This is a genomic window from Bhargavaea ginsengi, from assembly GCF_900109165.1.
GTDB classification, from domain to species: Bacteria; Bacillota; Bacilli; order Bacillales_A; family Planococcaceae; genus Bhargavaea; species Bhargavaea ginsengi.
Window position 1 is genome coordinate 142,225 of record NZ_FNZF01000002.1, and the last position, 15,833, is coordinate 158,057.

Annotated in this window: 12 protein-coding genes and 1 pseudogene; 2 read left to right on the top strand and 11 right to left on the bottom strand. The window is 57.1% G+C overall.

Annotation, left to right across the window (positions count from 1 at the left end):
• Positions 1-20: 20 nt before the first annotated feature.
• The 8 genes and pseudogenes from BMX91_RS05910 to BMX91_RS05945 form a co-directional block, all read right to left on the bottom strand.
• Positions 21-1,393 (bottom strand): annotated as a pseudogene (locus BMX91_RS05910) (ABC transporter transmembrane domain-containing protein); the annotation flags it as partial.
• 93 nt (positions 1,394-1,486) lie between these two features.
• Positions 1,487-1,819: a YolD-like family protein gene (locus BMX91_RS05915; RefSeq protein WP_177168296.1), complete on the bottom strand. Its 333-nt coding sequence runs from the start codon at positions 1,817-1,819 to the stop codon at positions 1,487-1,489.
• A gap of 238 nt (positions 1,820-2,057) precedes the next feature.
• Complete coding sequence (locus BMX91_RS05920; RefSeq protein WP_092051067.1) at positions 2,058-3,311, bottom strand: Y-family DNA polymerase; 1,254 nt, start codon at positions 3,309-3,311, stop codon at positions 2,058-2,060.
• A 276-nt stretch (positions 3,312-3,587) separates the two neighbouring features.
• Positions 3,588-4,979, bottom strand: a complete 1,392-nt coding sequence (gene argH / locus BMX91_RS05925) for an argininosuccinate lyase (RefSeq protein ID WP_092051068.1) — start codon at positions 4,977-4,979, stop codon at positions 3,588-3,590.
• Positions 4,976-6,202, bottom strand: a complete 1,227-nt coding sequence (locus BMX91_RS05930) for an argininosuccinate synthase (protein ID WP_092051070.1) — start codon at positions 6,200-6,202, stop codon at positions 4,976-4,978. Before BMX91_RS05930 ends, argH begins: the two co-directional genes overlap by 4 nt.
• A gap of 136 nt (positions 6,203-6,338) precedes the next feature.
• Positions 6,339-6,899, bottom strand: a complete 561-nt coding sequence (locus BMX91_RS05935) for a hypothetical protein (RefSeq protein WP_092051073.1) — start codon at positions 6,897-6,899, stop codon at positions 6,339-6,341.
• Between the two features lie 51 nt (positions 6,900-6,950).
• On the bottom strand, positions 6,951-7,703 hold the full coding sequence (locus tag BMX91_RS05940) for an SDR family NAD(P)-dependent oxidoreductase (protein ID WP_092051075.1): 753 nt from the start codon (positions 7,701-7,703) through the stop codon (positions 6,951-6,953).
• Positions 7,690-8,637 (bottom strand): MBL fold metallo-hydrolase, encoded by a 948-nt coding sequence (locus BMX91_RS05945; RefSeq protein WP_092051076.1) that lies wholly within the window; start codon positions 8,635-8,637, stop codon positions 7,690-7,692. Before BMX91_RS05945 ends, BMX91_RS05940 begins: the two co-directional genes overlap by 14 nt.
• A gap of 388 nt (positions 8,638-9,025) precedes the next feature.
• On the opposite strand from BMX91_RS05945, the gene proC reads away from it, so the two are divergent.
• Complete coding sequence (gene proC, locus BMX91_RS05950; RefSeq protein WP_092051078.1) at positions 9,026-9,835, top strand: pyrroline-5-carboxylate reductase; 810 nt, start codon at positions 9,026-9,028, stop codon at positions 9,833-9,835.
• Between the two features lie 51 nt (positions 9,836-9,886).
• Positions 9,887-10,903, top strand: a complete 1,017-nt coding sequence (gene namA / locus BMX91_RS05955; RefSeq protein WP_092051080.1) for an NADPH dehydrogenase NamA — start codon at positions 9,887-9,889, stop codon at positions 10,901-10,903.
• Between the two features lie 120 nt (positions 10,904-11,023).
• Here the strand turns inward: namA and helD are convergent, their stop codons facing one another.
• From helD to BMX91_RS05970, 3 genes are all read right to left on the bottom strand, one after another.
• Entirely contained in the window at positions 11,024-13,360 is a 2,337-nt protein-coding gene (helD, locus tag BMX91_RS05960; RefSeq protein ID WP_092051082.1) for an RNA polymerase recycling motor HelD, read from the bottom strand.
• Positions 13,361-13,570: 210 nt separating this feature from the next.
• Complete coding sequence (rnz, locus tag BMX91_RS05965; RefSeq protein WP_092051084.1) at positions 13,571-14,515, bottom strand: ribonuclease Z; 945 nt, start codon at positions 14,513-14,515, stop codon at positions 13,571-13,573.
• A 1-nt stretch (position 14,516) separates the two neighbouring features.
• Positions 14,517-15,728, bottom strand: coding sequence for a DNA polymerase IV (locus tag BMX91_RS05970; RefSeq protein WP_092051086.1), 1,212 nt, complete (start codon positions 15,726-15,728; stop codon positions 14,517-14,519).
• Between the last annotated feature and the right edge of the window lie 105 nt (positions 15,729-15,833).

Consider the following 15,833-nt stretch of genomic DNA (forward strand, 5'->3'; position numbering starts at 1 on the left):
GCGCGAGCGATGGAGATGCGCTGCTTCTGGCCGCCCGACAGCGAAACGCCCCGCTCGCCGACGACCGTGTCATAGCCTTCCGCGAATCCGAGAATGTCCTCATCGATGTGCGCGAGCCTGGCCGCTTCCCTGACTTTATCAAACGGTGCATCCACGTCAGTGAACGCGATGTTTTCCCGGACGGTTGCCGAGAAGAGAAAATGGTCCTGCGGTACGTATATGTAATCTCACCGTCATACCCCTCGAACTCGCGCAGGAGCAGCTTGAGGATTGCCGTCTTGCCGGAACCGGTCCTGCCGACAATCCCCAGTGTCTCCCCTTTTTTCAGTGTGAACCGGACATCACGGAGTGCCGGGCGCCCGTCTTCGGGGAACCGGAACTCACGGATGTCGAAGGTGATATCCCCTCCCGGTGCCAGATCCGCCGCTCCGTCCGTATCCCCGATGTCGGGCCGGACGGACAGGAGCTCACGGATCCGGCCGTAGGACGCCCTGCCGCGCTCGACGATGTTGAACAGGAAGCCGAATGCGAGCATCGGCCAGACAAGCAGACCAAGGTACGCGTTGAAGGCGATCAGGTCCCCGAGCGTCATGTCACCGCTCATGATAAAGCGTGCGCCGAAGATGATCGACAGGAAAAAGGACAGGCCGACGATCAGGGAAATGGTCGGATCAAACAGGGCATCCACCCTGGCGACGCGGACGTTTTTCGCCACGACATCCGCTGACAAGTTCCTGAAGTCCTCAATGTCCTCCTTTTCCTGGCCGAACGTCTTGATGACTTTGATGCCGGCGATGCTTTCCTGTGTCTTGTCGTTCAGATCCGAAAAGGCTTCCTGTGCCGTTCTGAAGCGCTCGTGCAGCAGCTTGCCATACCAGCTGGTCAGCACGGCCATGAGCGGCATCGGGAGAAGCGCAATGAGCGTCAGCTTCCAGTCGATCGTCACCGCCATCGCGATGATGACCGCCCCGCCCGTGGTGACCGAGTCGACGAGCGTCAGCACGCCATGCCCCGCTGTCTGCTGGACGGCGCGGATGTCATTGGTCGCATGCGCCATCAGGTCGCCGACACGGCGCTGCTGGTAGAACGAGGAAGACATCTTCGTAAAATGGGCGAACAGCTCACTGCGGAGCCGCCGCCCGAGAAGCACCGACGAGCCGAAGATCATGACCCGCCAGTAGTAGCGGAGCACATACATCGCGAGCGCCGCTCCTGCAAGGATCAGAAGCCATCTGCCGAGCCCCGCTCCCGTCAGCGTGCCAAGCCGGATTTCATCGACGACATAGCCGATGATCCTCGGCGGTAGCAGCTGGAGCACGGCCACGACAAGCAGCATCAGGATGCCGATGAAGTACTGCTTTTTCCGTTCTTTGAAAAACCATCCCAATTGCATGAACACATTCACGGATCCCGTTCTCCCTTCTGTATTTGGGCCGATATCCAGTGTAGCAAATGTTCTGAAATTCGAGAAGTGCCGGAATGCAAATTATCCGGATACTGAAATACCGGTGACATCCGAAGTCCGGATGACCGCCGGTTCCCCGTCCGCGCCGACCATCCGGATGGTTCCCGAAATCGGATCGAAATGGTGGACCGCCCCCGTGCAGCACACATCCCCGCCCGGTGTCCGGCTGGAGACGGCAAGAAGCCCTCCGTATTCGAGCGCTTCATGCAGCATCCGGTCCCACTCCTCCATCTGCTGGGGATCCGGGGCGAGCGGCTCCCGCCTGCCCTCCTCTTCCTGCCATTCCCTCAAAAGCTTCAGGTGCTCCGGCAACATCATCGCCGTCCATTTGATGTTCCCTCTGTCGCGGATCATCCGCATCACTCTCCTTCTTAATGTTGTCGCCGGTTGCCGGGTGACTTGTGTTGCTGATCAGTTTCGTCATTCGGACTGTTGGTTTCGTCATTGGGGCCGCCAGTTTCGTCATTCACCTGCGAATGACGAAATCGGGGCCGCGAATGACGAGATTTCGTCGCCGAATGATGAAACCCGACGCCTGAATGACGAAACCGCCATCCGGCCGCGGCGCCCATCCACGGTGCCGCAGACAGCTTTACATCTTATGGCCGCCGATCAGCTTCGCCCGGCCGACGGCGGTGCCGGCGTCCGTATAGGAGACGGCGCGCAGGATCGCTGCCGGACCGTACTTGGACCGGATGGCATCCATGGCGGCGCCGAGCTTGCGCTCTTCCCAGCTGCGCGTTTCGAACAAGCTGAGCTGCATGGAATGCTCCTCTTCCAGATTGGAAAGCGAGAGGGCGAGCCGCCGGACCGGGCGGCCATCGTGGAATTCATCGAGCAGCGCAGTGCACACCCGGTAGATCGCCATCGTCGAGTTGGTCGCCGTTTCCACCGAGCGCGACCGAGAAAAGCCGCCCCCGTAAGCATTCTCGCTGTAGCCGGCGGACAGGTGGATGGTGCGACCGGCCCTGCCCGCTTCCCGCGCCCGCCGTGCCACGTCCTCGCACATCTCCAGGATGACGGCGAGGATATCCTCCCGCTTCACATAGTCGCGGTAAAGCACCTGGCCCTTCCCGTAGCTGACCTGCCCGGCGATGAGCGGCGCGCCGAGCTCCGACAGGTCAATGCCCCATGCATGGTGGTACAGCTGGTTGCCCATGACGCCGAACTCCTTTTCCAGCAGCTTGAGGTCGGCATGGGCAAGGTCGCCGACGGAAAAAATGCCGAGGCCGTTCAGCCGGCGCTCCATCCGGCGGCCGATCCCCCACATTCCCGACAGCGGTGCGACCGGCCAGAGCTTCCCGGGGACATCCCCGTACGTCCATTTGGCGAATCCGGTCTTTTTCGCATCGAGGTCGAGGGCGATCTTCGCCAAGAGCATGTTCGGCCCCATGCCGATGGCGGCCGGCATCTGGAACTGGGCAAGCAACTGGTCCTGGATTCGCTTCACGGTTTCCTCCGGAGGCCCCCAGAGCCGCTCCGTCCCGCCGAGGTCGACAAACGCCTCATCAATGCTGTACACATGGATCGCCTCCTTCGGCACGTATTCGCCAAGGAGGCGGGTAATCTCCATCGACACCCGGACATAAAAGCCCATTTTCGGTTCGATGAGCCGGATCGCCGGGTCATCCGGGATTTCATACAGCCGGTGCCCCGTCCGGACACCGAATTCCCGTTTGAGCCGGGGCGAGGCGGCGAGGACGACACTTCCCTTGCGCTCACGGTCGCCGATGATGGCGATCGGCTCCTTCAGCACATCAAGACCCTCGTCCGCCGCTGCGCAGCTTGCATAAAAACTCCGCATATCCAGGCAAATAATTTTCCGGTCCGGCAGTCCCTCATACATGCGCGCATCCTCCTTTTTGATGATTTATTCGATATAGAACAAATGTTCCCCTCCTTCAGTATAGCCAAACCGGAGGCAATCATTCAACGGCAATTTCGGGAAATCGAGGGGATGGGATGAAAAAAGGCGGGTTGATATTCGGGAAGACAGGACGAGTATGTCCCATCAGCCGCGAGTGCCTTTAAAAAACGGTTGGAGCGGGATCTGCCCTGGCCGGATGAACAGGAACGAAAAGACCGGAACGCACGATGGCGTTCCGGTCCGGATCATCAAATATTATTTTGTGGTTGCTTCACCGAGGAGCTCCCCGGCTTTTTCGATCTGCACGCGCACCTGGTCGAATCCGGTGCCGCCGTAGGAATTTCTCCGGCGGACGGCCGCAACCGGTGCGAGGACATCATAAATGTCCTCCTCAATCAGCGCGCTTTCCTGCTGCATGTCGGAAAGGGACAGATCCTTCAGGACGCAGCCTTTCTGGATGCAGGTGAAGACGAGCTTTCCGGTCACTTCATGCGCTTCACGGAACGGCATGCCCTTGGCCGCCAGGTAATCGGCGAGCTCGGTGGCATTGGAGAAGTCTTTGCTGACTTCCTGTTCCATGACGTCCGTGTTCACAGTCATCGTTCGGATCATGACCGCGAAGATGCGGAGCGAGCCGGTGACAGTCTTGACCGTGTCGAACATGCCTTCCTTGTCTTCCTGCATGTCCTTGTTGTAGGCGAGCGGCAGGCCCTTAAGCGTTGTAAGGAGGCCAACCAGGTTGCCGTACACGCGCCCGGTCTTGCCGCGGATCAATTCCGCCATGTCAGGGTTCTTTTTCTGCGGCATGATGCTGGAGCCGGTCGAGAAGGCATCGTCCAGCTCGATGAATCCGAATTCCTGGCTGGACCAGAGGATGATCTCCTCTGCGAGGCGTGACAGATGCGCCATGAGAAGCGACGAGGCGGACAGAAACTCGACGATAAAGTCCCGGTCGCTCACCGCATCCATGCTGTTTTCATATACACCCGCAAAGCCGAGCAGCTCAGCCGAGTAATGCCGGTCGATCGGGAACGTCGTCCCGGCAAGCGCTCCGGCGCCGAGTGGTGACAGGTCGACACGCTTCAGAGAGTCCGTGAAGCGGCCCTTGTCACGCTCGAGCATCCAGAAGTACGCCATCAGATGATGGGCGAACGATACCGGCTGCGCGCGCTGGAGGTGGGTATAACCCGGCGCAAGCGTTTCGACATGGGCGTCTGCCTGCTCGAGGATCGCCTTCTGGAAGTCTTCGGTAAGCGCGATGATCTCCTTTGTGCGCTCCTTCAGATACAGATGCATGTCTGTCGCGACCTGGTCGTTCCGGCTGCGTCCGGTGTGGAGCTTGCCGCCGACCGGGCCAATGTCATCCGTCAGCTTTTTCTCGAGGTTCAGGTGGATGTCTTCGAGCTCGACGGAATATTCCAGCTCATCCGCCTTCGCCTGTTTCTTCAGCTTTTCCAGGCCGCCGAGGATTGCTTCCGTCTCGTCTTGCGTCAGGATGCCGCATTTGCCGAGCATTTTCACATGCGCCGTGCTGCCTTCCAGGTCCTCCAGGACAAGCTCCCGGTCAAAGCCGATGGATGCGCCGAACTCGTCGACCCATTCCTCTGCGCTTTTCTGGAAACGTCCGCCCCAGAGCTTTTCGGTCATGACTGCACCTTCTCCGGCTGCTTCGCGGATTCGGCAGCCTTGTTGACGGATGCATGGACTTTTGTCGGGAGGCCCCACAGCTCGATGAAGCCGACTGCGGAGGCGTGGTTGAACTCGTCTTCCTTCGTGTAGGTCGCGAGTTTTTCATCATAGAGCGAGTTGTCCGATTTGCGGCCTTCGACGATCGCATGGCCCTTGAAGAGCTTTACGCGGACCGTGCCGTTGACGAACTGCTGCGTCTCTTTCAGGAATGCCTGGAGCGCTTTGGTGAGCGGCGAGAACCAGAGCCCTTCATAGATGAGTTCTGTCAGCTTCTTGCTGATGACCGGCTTGAAGTGCGCGAGTTCCTTGACGAGCGTGATGTCTTCCAGCTCTTTGTGCGCCGTCAGCAGCGTCATTGCAGCCGGGCATTCATACACTTCACGGGACTTGATGCCGACGAGGCGGTTCTCGACGTGGTCGATGCGGCCGACGCCATGCTTGCCTGCAAGTTCATTAAGCTCAAGGATCAGCTCATGCAGTTCCTTTTTCTCCCCGTTCAGCGATACCGGAACCCCTTTGACGAATTCCAGTTCGATGACGTCCGCTGTGTCCGGCGCGTCTTCGATGGAAGCCGTCAGGTCGTAGGCATCTTCCGGAGGCGCGATCCACGGATTTTCGAGGATGCCGCATTCGTTCGCGCGGCCCCACAGGTTCTGGTCGATCGAGTACGGGCTGTCGAGATTCACCGGGATCGGGATGTTGCGTTCTTTCGCGTATTCGATCTCTTCCTCACGGGACCAGCTCCACTCGCGCACCGGTGCGATCACTTCAAGGGACGGATCCAGCGCATTGATCGACACTTCGAAGCGCACCTGGTCGTTCCCCTTGCCTGTGCAGCCGTGTGCCACGGCAGTCGCGCCGGTATCGTGCGCAATCTCGACGAGCTTTTTGGAGATGAGCGGGCGCGACAGCGCGGAGACGAGCGGGTATTTGTTTTCATACATTGTATGTCCCTGAAGCGAAGTGAGGACGAACTCCTCTGCGAATTCTTTTTTCGCATCGATCATGTAGCTTTCGGAAGCGCCGACTTCAAGCGCCTTGTTTTTGACGAACTCCAGGTCTTTTCCTTCGCCGACATCGAGGCAGACCGCGACAACGTCATAACCTTTTTCCTTGAGCCATGCAATTGCAACCGATGTATCCAAACCGCCTGAGTAGGCGAGAACGACTTTCTTACCCATAGTGAATCCCTCCGTGTATGTTTATTCATAATATACATGTTTTATTCATGAGAGAATCATAACATGTAATAAATATCAGTGCAAGTAAATGTTTATACAATCGACAGAAAAATTAAAAGAGCCGCCCTTAGGCCGCTCAATCCTGTTTCGGTTCTAGCGTATAATCATGGCTTTCAACATCCAGTTCCACCGTGTAGGACTCATTCCCGGTGACCATCGTGAAGTCAAACCGGATGGTCTCACTGCCGATTTCAGGCTTGCCGAGAATGACGAAATCGTCCCCTTCCGCTTCAATAAACGCCTGGAATGCCTCCGTCTGGCTGAGTGACTGTCCGTCCTTCGGCACGGCGAATACAGTGGCATGGCCCTGAGCAGGAAAAGATTCGGCCAGCATGCCGGAATGATAGACATCGGCCCGCATCCCCAATTCAAGATCTTCGATCGACAGCTCCCGCTCCGCCCCGTCACCGATGCTGACAAGATGAGTTTCCTCATCTATTGTGTAAAACACCTGATTGACCAGCACCCGTTCGCCATCAATGGCTGTGATGAAACCTTTTGTTTCTTCCATATCTTCGACCTGCACCGACAGTTCGTCCGGTGCAGGCTGTCCCGCTCCCCCGCCGCTTCCGCCGTCACCCGTACCGCAGGCCGCAAGAAAAACAGCAGCAACAGCACCAATCATCAGCTTTTTCATCCGATCACCCCTTCATGAAATCAGACGGCTCGGAGCACCGATTGTTACGCTTCACTTCTTCTCAAAGAAATTCCGTCCGAGCCGCTCGGTGAGTCCCGGAGCGATGCCATGCATCCGCGAAGCGGCCGACATATACCACGGGAGGTCGATCTCCCGCACTGAACGGCCGATCACACCGATGGTTGCCTCCGCGACTGTCCCGGGAGGCGTCAGATAGCCTGCCATCGATTCCCTGTAGCCCGACAGCGGAGAGGCGATGTCGAGGAACGGGGTGTCAACCGGCCCAGGGTTGATCGAGGTGACGGTGATGCCGTACGGGGCCATTTCCAGCCGGAGGGCGTCGGCATAGCCGAGAAGGGCCGCTTTGGACGCTGCATACACCGAGGCTTTTTTTGTCGACACTTTCCCCGCTGCGGAAGCGATCAAGACGACCTGGCCGCTTCCCCGTTCCATCATGCCCGGCAGGATCCGCCGGAGCAGTTTCATCGGCGAAGCCGCATTCACATCCATCATGCGGTCGATCGATTCATCGGATAGCTCGTGCGCATGGAGAAACGCCCCTACACCGGATGCCGAGATGAATACATCCGGTGCGCCGGCAGCAGCCGCGACCCGGTCAAGGCCTTCGGCAGTCGACAGGTCTGCCGGGATAACGCCCGCGCCTTCTCCATGGATTTCTTCAAGGATTTCCCGGTTGCGTCCGGTTGCCAGCACCAGATGGCCTTCGAGGAGCAGTCCGGTGACAATCGCACGTCCGATGCCGCCCGTCGCCCCGGTGACAAGTACCCGCTTACGCCTGTTCATAATGAAGCACACCGTCCCCGTCCCGGATTTCCGTCGCCAGCCCTTCCGCGACCAGCCAGTCGGTCTGTCCGATCGTTTCGGAAAGCGTGAGGCCGAGTTCCCGTTCATAGGCGTGCGGGAACAACCGCTTTGTCAGTTCATAGATTGTCTTCGGACCGTCCGAAAGCATGTCCAGAACGGCATGCGCACGTTCCCTCTGCTGTCCGATCCGCTTTGTGACAAGTTCCCGGATGTCGCGGACTTCTTCGCCGTGGCCGGGATGGATAAGCGTGACGGGAAGGTCAGCCACGCGGCGCATTGAATCATTGTAGAGAAGAAGCGACCGCGGGCGGTCCTCTTCCGGGTCGAGCGGAGGTTCGATCAGCGGATTGGAAGAAATCTTCCCGAGAATGAGGTCGCCGCCGATCATCTCCCCGTCCCGTTCATTAAAGAAGGCGAGATGGCTCTGGGCATGTCCCAGGGTTTCCATCACCGTCCACCCCGGATGTCCCGGGACTTCGACTCCGTCCCCGAGGATGCCGTCAAGCGGACGCTTCCCGATGAACTCCACCGGACGCTTCATCTTCCTCACCCAGTGATGTTCGGACTCCGGCACGCCCTCTTCCTTGAGGCATTGCAGATAGAACCGGTCATGGCGCTCGAAAAACGCCTCGTCGCGGACCAGCCACGGTTCGTTGTACCGGTGTCCGAGCAGGCTTGCACGTTCAAAATGTTCGACAAGTCCGCTGTGGTCCGGATGGTGGTGCGTCAGGATGACCTGCTCGATATCACCGGGCCGGTAGCCAGCCGCCTTGAGTCCGGCATGCAGTGCTTCGGCAGCCTCGGGAGTATTCGTACCGGCGTCAAACAGCGTGAGCGCGTCCCCCTTCAGCAAAAATGCATTGACATCGCCGACGGCAAAAGGCGTCGGCATCGTGATTTTATGGATAGTCATCGGATCCCCTCCGGAAAATGAATGGTCATTCATCCATTTTACACAAGCGCCTGTCTCACGTCACCTGTTGACTTTGGCAGCCAAGCATGTCTATAATCGCACTAATCAAATGAACGGACGCTCCGACGAAGACCAGTACGGGCGGTGATGGCGCACAGAAAATGCGGTCACCGGCTGAGAGCCGCATCCCCTCTCCCGCCCCGAACCTGCTTCCGAGCCGCCATGGAAACATGGCCGTATCCCGCTGCGTTAAAGGGGAAGAGCCGCGCCGGCAAGTCCGGCGAAAAAAGGTGGTACCGCGGAAACCGATGTGTTTTCGTCCTTTTCATGATGGACATCATGAATGGACGAAAACGCATTTTTATTTTGCCCGAGGAGATGATCGGATATGAAGAACGTACTATTTGTCGGCGCCGGTTCAATGGCGGAGGCCATAATCGCAGGCATCACATCGAACGGGGCGGTTGAGCCCGCTTCGGTGTTCGTCATGAACAAGTCGGACCATGCTCGCCTTGAGGAGCTGCGGGACAAGTACGGCATCACGCCGGTACGGAGCGGCGACCCGGAGATCGGGCAGGCGGAACTTGCCTTATTTGCGACCAAACCGAAGGATGCACGCCAGGCGATGAAAGAGATAGCCGGGCAGCTTCATCCGTCCGCAGCAGTGCTCTCCGTGATGGCAGGCATCCCGATCAGCCTGTTCGAGGAAGGGCTGGGCAGCCGGCCGGTCGCCCGTTCCATGCCGAACACGTCCGCAACGATCGGGCTTGCCGCAACGGGCGTCGCCATGAATGACGCGGTCGGCGACAAAGTCCGCCAAGATGTTCTCTCGCTTCTTGGCTCGATCGGTCTCGTGAAAGAAGTCGAAGAGGACGAGCTTCATCTGATTACCGCATTGGCAGGGAGCGGTCCTGCCTACGTCTATTATTTCGCCGAGGCACTTGAGGAAGCGGCCACGGCATCGGGACTCTGCGGCCCGGATGCCCGTGACCTGATCGTCCAGGTACTAGAAGGAGCTGCCGCGATGCTGAAGCGGCGGACAGCCGAACCGGCCGAACTCAGGGAACATGTAACCAGCCCGGGCGGCACGACTGCGGCTGGCATCCGCGCACTCGACGATGCCGGTTTCCGCGAAGCTGTCGCTTCCTGCATCCGTGCAGCAGAAAACCGCTCCCGTGAGCTTGCGTCAGGACAGTGACCGGCCCGATTGATAGAATGGAAACGAATTCTATCGGAAAAGGGTGATTGGATGGCAAAGCTGTTTGAACCGCTTGAAATCAGGGGCGTGACGCTCCGCAACCGGATCGTCATGTCACCGATGTGCATGTATTCCTGTCCGGAACAGGACGGAAAAGTCCAGGACTGGCACCTCGTCCATTATCCGTCGCGTGCCGTCGGCGGAGCAGGACTTCTTATCGTTGAAGCGACTGCGGTCCAGCCTGAAGGACGGATCTCGAATGAAGATCTGGGCATCTGGGAGGACGGCCATGTCGAAGGGCTGAAGCATCTCACCAGCCTGATCAGGCAGCACGGGGCTGCGGCCGGCATCCAGCTGGCCCATGCCGGACGAAAATCGGAGACCGACGGGGATATCTTCGCCCCTTCCGCCATCGCGTTCAGCGACCGCTATAAGACACCGAAGGAAATGACCGAAAATGATATCAAAAAGACCGTAACGGCATTTCGTGATGCGGCAGTGCGTGCGAAGGAAGCGGGCTTTGATGTGATCGAGCTCCACGGCGCCCACGGCTATCTGCTCAATGAGTTTTTGTCCCCGCTGTCGAACAGACGGACAGACCGCTATGGCGGAAGCGCAGATAATCGCTACCGCATCGTGCGGGAAACCATCGATGCCGTGCGCGAAGTGTGGGACGGTCCCCTCTTCGTCCGAATCTCCGCAAGCGACTACACCGACGGCGGGATGACGCCCGAAGACTATGTCCAGATGGCGGCATGGATGAAGGAACAGGGCGTCGACCTCATCGATGTAAGCTCGGGCGCGGTCGTTCCGGCACGGATCAGCGCATACCCCGGCTACCAGGTCCCGTTCTCGGAGACCGTCCGGAACGGCACAGACGTCATGACCGGTGCGGTCGGGCTGATCGAGGAACCGGCGCATGCCGAGGAAATCGTCCAGAACGGACGCGCGGACCTCGTCCTTCTCGGGCGGGAACTGCTGCGTGATCCTTACTGGCCGAGGCGCGCTGCAAAGGAACTTGGAGCAGAAATTCAGGCACCTGTCCAGTACGGACGCGGCTGGAACTGATAAACGACATCATAGTGTCTGGCCAAAACCGGCCAAGCAAAGCAAAAACGTGATCCCCGCTATTGGCCCGGATCACGTTTTTTAATGGAGGGGATATGACGGAAGGTTCCGCTGAGGGAATCAGACCTGCAGGGCGCCTTCCTGCAGCGCTTCCTCAAGGAACGGACTCGTCTTCCCGACACTGTATAGGTGCAGGATGTGCATGGCTCTGGTACAAGCTGTGTAGAAAAGCCTCCGCACACTTTCGTCGCCATAGACATCCCGTGAAGCATTATAAATAATCACCGCATCAAATTCGATCCCTTTGGACAGATAGGATGGGATGACGACCGTTCCCTGCTCGTATTCCCCAGTTCCGCTCTTGATGAGTTTAAGCCCATCGATGCCGGATAGGGATCTGTATGCATTCAGGCTTTCCGCGGCAGATTGGCAGATCACAGCTATACTTTGATGCCCCTGGCGCCGCAATTCATGGATTTTCAGGATGATGCGGCTGTGCAAATCCTCAAAATCACCGACCTGCTCCAGCGATGGCCAAACGCCATCACGGTCAAAGGGAATGATGTTTTCGCCATGGGGAATCAGCTTCTTGGTAAATTCGATGATCGGCCTTGTGGACCGGTAACTCCGGGTCAGATTGACCACTTCTGTCTGATCAGGTCCGTATAATCCGGACAATGCGCTAAAGTCCGTCCGCCCGTCGGCATGGGAATAAATCGCCTGATTAAAGTCACCAAGCACCGTCATCTTCGCTGAAGGAAACAGTCGCTTCAGAAACTCAAACTGAAACGGTGAATAGTCCTGGGCCTCATCAATGACGACATGCCTGATTGAGCTGTTTGACTGGAAACCGAGGATTAGTTCCTTTAAAAACAAGTAAGGGGTTGCGTCCTCATGGAAGAGCCGGCCCGCCTTCAACACATCGGTTGTCATCCGGCAAATGGCCCCCCATTCCACAGGTGTCTCCCCATTGGTCCACCGGCCAATCTGTGAAGGTTCTTCAAACAGCTGACCATACATCGCTTTGTAATCGACGAACTGATATTCACGGATCTTGCGTCGGTGTGGCTTCATCTTCTGGTGGACGACCAATCGCGCCAGCGCTTCGGGCTCCATTTCATAGTCGGCGACGGCTTCTTTTGTGTAGCCCCGTTTTCCGGCAAGATAACGGTGAGCCTTGTGATAGGCATCTTCACTTAAAAGCTCGATTTCATCCTGGACCCACGGCTTTTTCCATTCGGCTTTCTGGAGGTTCTTCAGCTCTCCAAGCAGCCATTCCTTCAGCTTATCCAACCGGTTATGCACGCGGAGAGCAGGGTCCAGACTGTAGAACCGCTCTGCCATCTGTTCAGCCGTAATGATCGGCCGCCCTCTGAAAGTCACATCCCTGAAGCGCATTCCCGACGATTCCAGCGATTCGCTGTAGGATTTGATTACCTCGATAAAACGGACAGCTGATTTGAATCGAATGCTCTGCACCCTCAGACTTTTGGCATCTGCATCTCCCATACTCAGAACGGACTCCAATTGACCGTAGGAAGTTTCAACGTCGAACTCATCGCCCAGCCGGTGTTCCAGATAGTCCTGGAAAGTGACCTGCTGCATATTTTCTTCGCCGAGCTCCGGCAGAACGTTGGACACGTAACTGCTGAACATCGTGTTCGGAGAAAAAAGAATAATCTGATCTGCGTTCAGCTGGTCCCTGTATTTATAAAGCAGGTAGGCGATCCGCTGCAGGGCGGCCGATGTCTTACCGCTTCCTGCAGCGCCATGAACGATCAGCAATCTGCCATGATCATGCCGGATGATCCGGTTTTGGTCCTGCTGAATGGTCGCAACGATGCTATGCATCTGTTTGTCGGATTGTTTGCCGAGCACTTCCTGGAGGATTTCATCCCCGATGGTGAGACTCGTATCGAACATGGATTGAAGGACGCCATCCCGGATGAGATACTGCCATTTTCCGTCCAGTTGGCCGTGCACTGCACCACCGGGAGTTGAATATTCAGCCGGGCCCGGCTGGCAGTCATAGTAGACGCTCGAGACCGGTGCCCTCCAGTCGTAGACCAGAAAATCTTCTCCGTCTTCATCAGTAAGAGATGAAATTCCGATATAAAAAGATTCCGGTGCCGATTCACCGCTCTCGGTAAAGTCAATCCGGCCAAAATAGGGAGATTCCTTCATTCTTTGAAGCACCTTCAGACGCTGGGATGCATGCCTATGGGAGCCTTCACTGACGGAAAGTGCCTGGGCTTCCTGGCGCAGGCCGATGATGGTCTCCAGGTAATCATCGAATGTGTCGGTATTCACCTTCACTTCATCCCAGAAGTGCCTCCTGATCTGGATGACCTCACCTTTGCGCCTGGCTGTTTCTGTTTCCAGCTTTCCGATTTCCTTGGAAATGGTGCCCATTACAAGATTCACACGGTCCTGTTCGTACCTGAGTTCGCGGTTCATGGCAAACCTCCCTGAAAAATAGTGTAAAGGCTTGACTTGTTGACTGATGCCGTATTATAATTAAATTAGGATAAGTATATATATCCCTTCGCTCTTGATGACATCTATACAACCATACCATAAATCACCCGTTCCCTTCAATCGGAACCGGGTATTTTTCGACTATAAAAACGCGGGCAGGAGGTGTTCCTCCACTGCCCGCGTTTTTTATTATGGATTAATCCGTCTCAGCATCCCGTTTTTCCATTCATATTCAGCAAGATCCTCCGCAATTGCTACTTGCGGGAAAATCTCTTCCGCCTCAGCTGCCAAGTGTCCGGCATCCTCGGGAAGGAACCGGGCGCTGATATGATTGGCGATCAGTGACCGGGCCCCCGCCTCCCGTGCTGTTTTTGCGGCATCCATGATCGTGGAATGACCGTAAGGCCCTGCCAGATGGGCTGACTCTTTGTCGAACGTCGCTTCATGAATCACGATATCCGCATCCCATGAAAGTTCAACGGCATTGTCCGTGAACCGGGTGTCGCCCAGGACGGCAACAGTGAATCCCGGTTGCGGCGGGCCGGTGACCTCCAGGCTTCTGACAACTGTTCCGTCTTCGAGAGCAATGTCCCTGCCTTCTTTCAGCTCGCGCAGCAGCGGCCCCTTCGGAACGCCAGCTTCAATTGCACGGTCCACGAGAAGTTTTCCGGGCAGCGGTTTTTGCTCAATACGGTAGCCGAAGCATGGCATCACGTGATCAAGCGGAAGCGCCCGGACAGTGAAGGAATCATCCTCAAAGACCGTACCGGCTTCCACTTCATGGACAGCCAGTTCATAGTTGAGATGGGTCCGGCTGATCCGGAGGGTCACCTCGATCCATTCCTGCAATCCTTTGGGGCCGTACAGGTCAAGCCGTCCGGATCCCCCCAGGAATCCTCTTGAACCGAGCATGCCAGGAAGCCCGAAGATATGGTCCCCATGAAGATGCGTGATGAAGATCTTGTCCAGTTTCCGCGGTTTCAGCGTTGTGTGCAGCATGCGGTGCTGCGCAGCCTCCCCACAGTCAAACAGCCAGAAGCTGCCGCGCTCCTCAAGAAGCTTCAGTGCAAGTGCGCTCGTGTTCCGTTGTTTGGACGGCATGCCCGCGCCCGTCCCTAGAAATTGTATCTGCATGTCAACCCTGCCTTCCGCCGGATTTCGGTCCGGAAAACCCTTTTGTAACAGTTCCTTTTCCGAACTTCGACTCCAGCTCGCCGATCATTTTCAGGACCGGCTCTTCTTTTGCGTGTTTTTCGTAGTTGAAGATCGACAGCTGCTCTGTCGTCTCGGAGCGGTCGATGACCCGGCCGATGGTAACCCCGAGAAGGCGCACCGGCTGCCCGCCGTAATGCCGGTCAAACAGCAGCTCCGCCTCCCTGCAGATGGCGTCAGCCGTATGGATAGCATTCGTAAGTGTCCTGCTTCGCGAGTGGTTCACCCAGTCCGCGTCACGGATCTGAATGGTCACGAGATCACCAGCGAGTTCGCGGCGGTCAAGGCGGAGGGCCACTTTTTCCGATAACTTGCGGAGCGTCTTCTTTAGTTCGGCCGGATCGGTCTCATCGACGGGAAGCGTCACGGACCCGCCGACACTTTTTCGTTCATGGACAGATTCCGGGTCAACCGGGCGCGAATCAATGCCGTTCGCGCGGCGCTTCAGATGGAGTCCCCGTTTACCGAGATTCTCCTTAAGAAAGCCTTCGGGTGCCGCAGCCAGATCACCGATCGTTCTGATTTTAAGTGATTGGAGTTTTTCTTCGGTGCTTTTCCCGATGCCATGCATTTCGATGACCGGAAGGGGCCAAAGGACGGATGGCACATCGCGTTTCCTGAGAATCGTGATCCCCATCGGCTTTTTCATGTCGGATGCCGTCTTGGCAAGGAATTTGTTCGGTGCAATCCCGATCGAGCACGGCAGATCCAGTTCTGTCAGGATCCTGCGCTGCATCTCTTCCGAAAGCCCGACAGCATTTCCCGGCCATTCCACATCCGACACGTCCAAATATCCTTCGTCGATCGACACCGGCTCAACCAGTTCCGTATAAGTCCGGAGCAGGCTGAACATTGCATCCGAGGCGTCACGGTAACGGTTATGGTCCGGCGGGATCACGATGAGTTCCGGACATTTGCGGCGGGCTTCCCAGACCGGCATGGTTGTATAGACACCGTGCGCCCTTGCTTCGTATGAACAAGTGACCACGATGCCCTTGCGCTCTTTCGGATTCCCGGCAACCGCCACCGGTTTTCCCTTCAATGAAGGATCATGTGCCTGCTCGACAGATGCGAAAAAGCTGTTCATGTCGATATGGAAAATGATCCTGCCTTTTTTCGGCTTGCTTTCAATCATGTTCATCGCTCCGGTGTGTCATGCTGTCTCCATTATATCAACGGCCGGCCGAAAAAGGAAAAAGACGGGCGCGAGGGCCCGTCTTTGGCAGTGAAATCAGTTGTC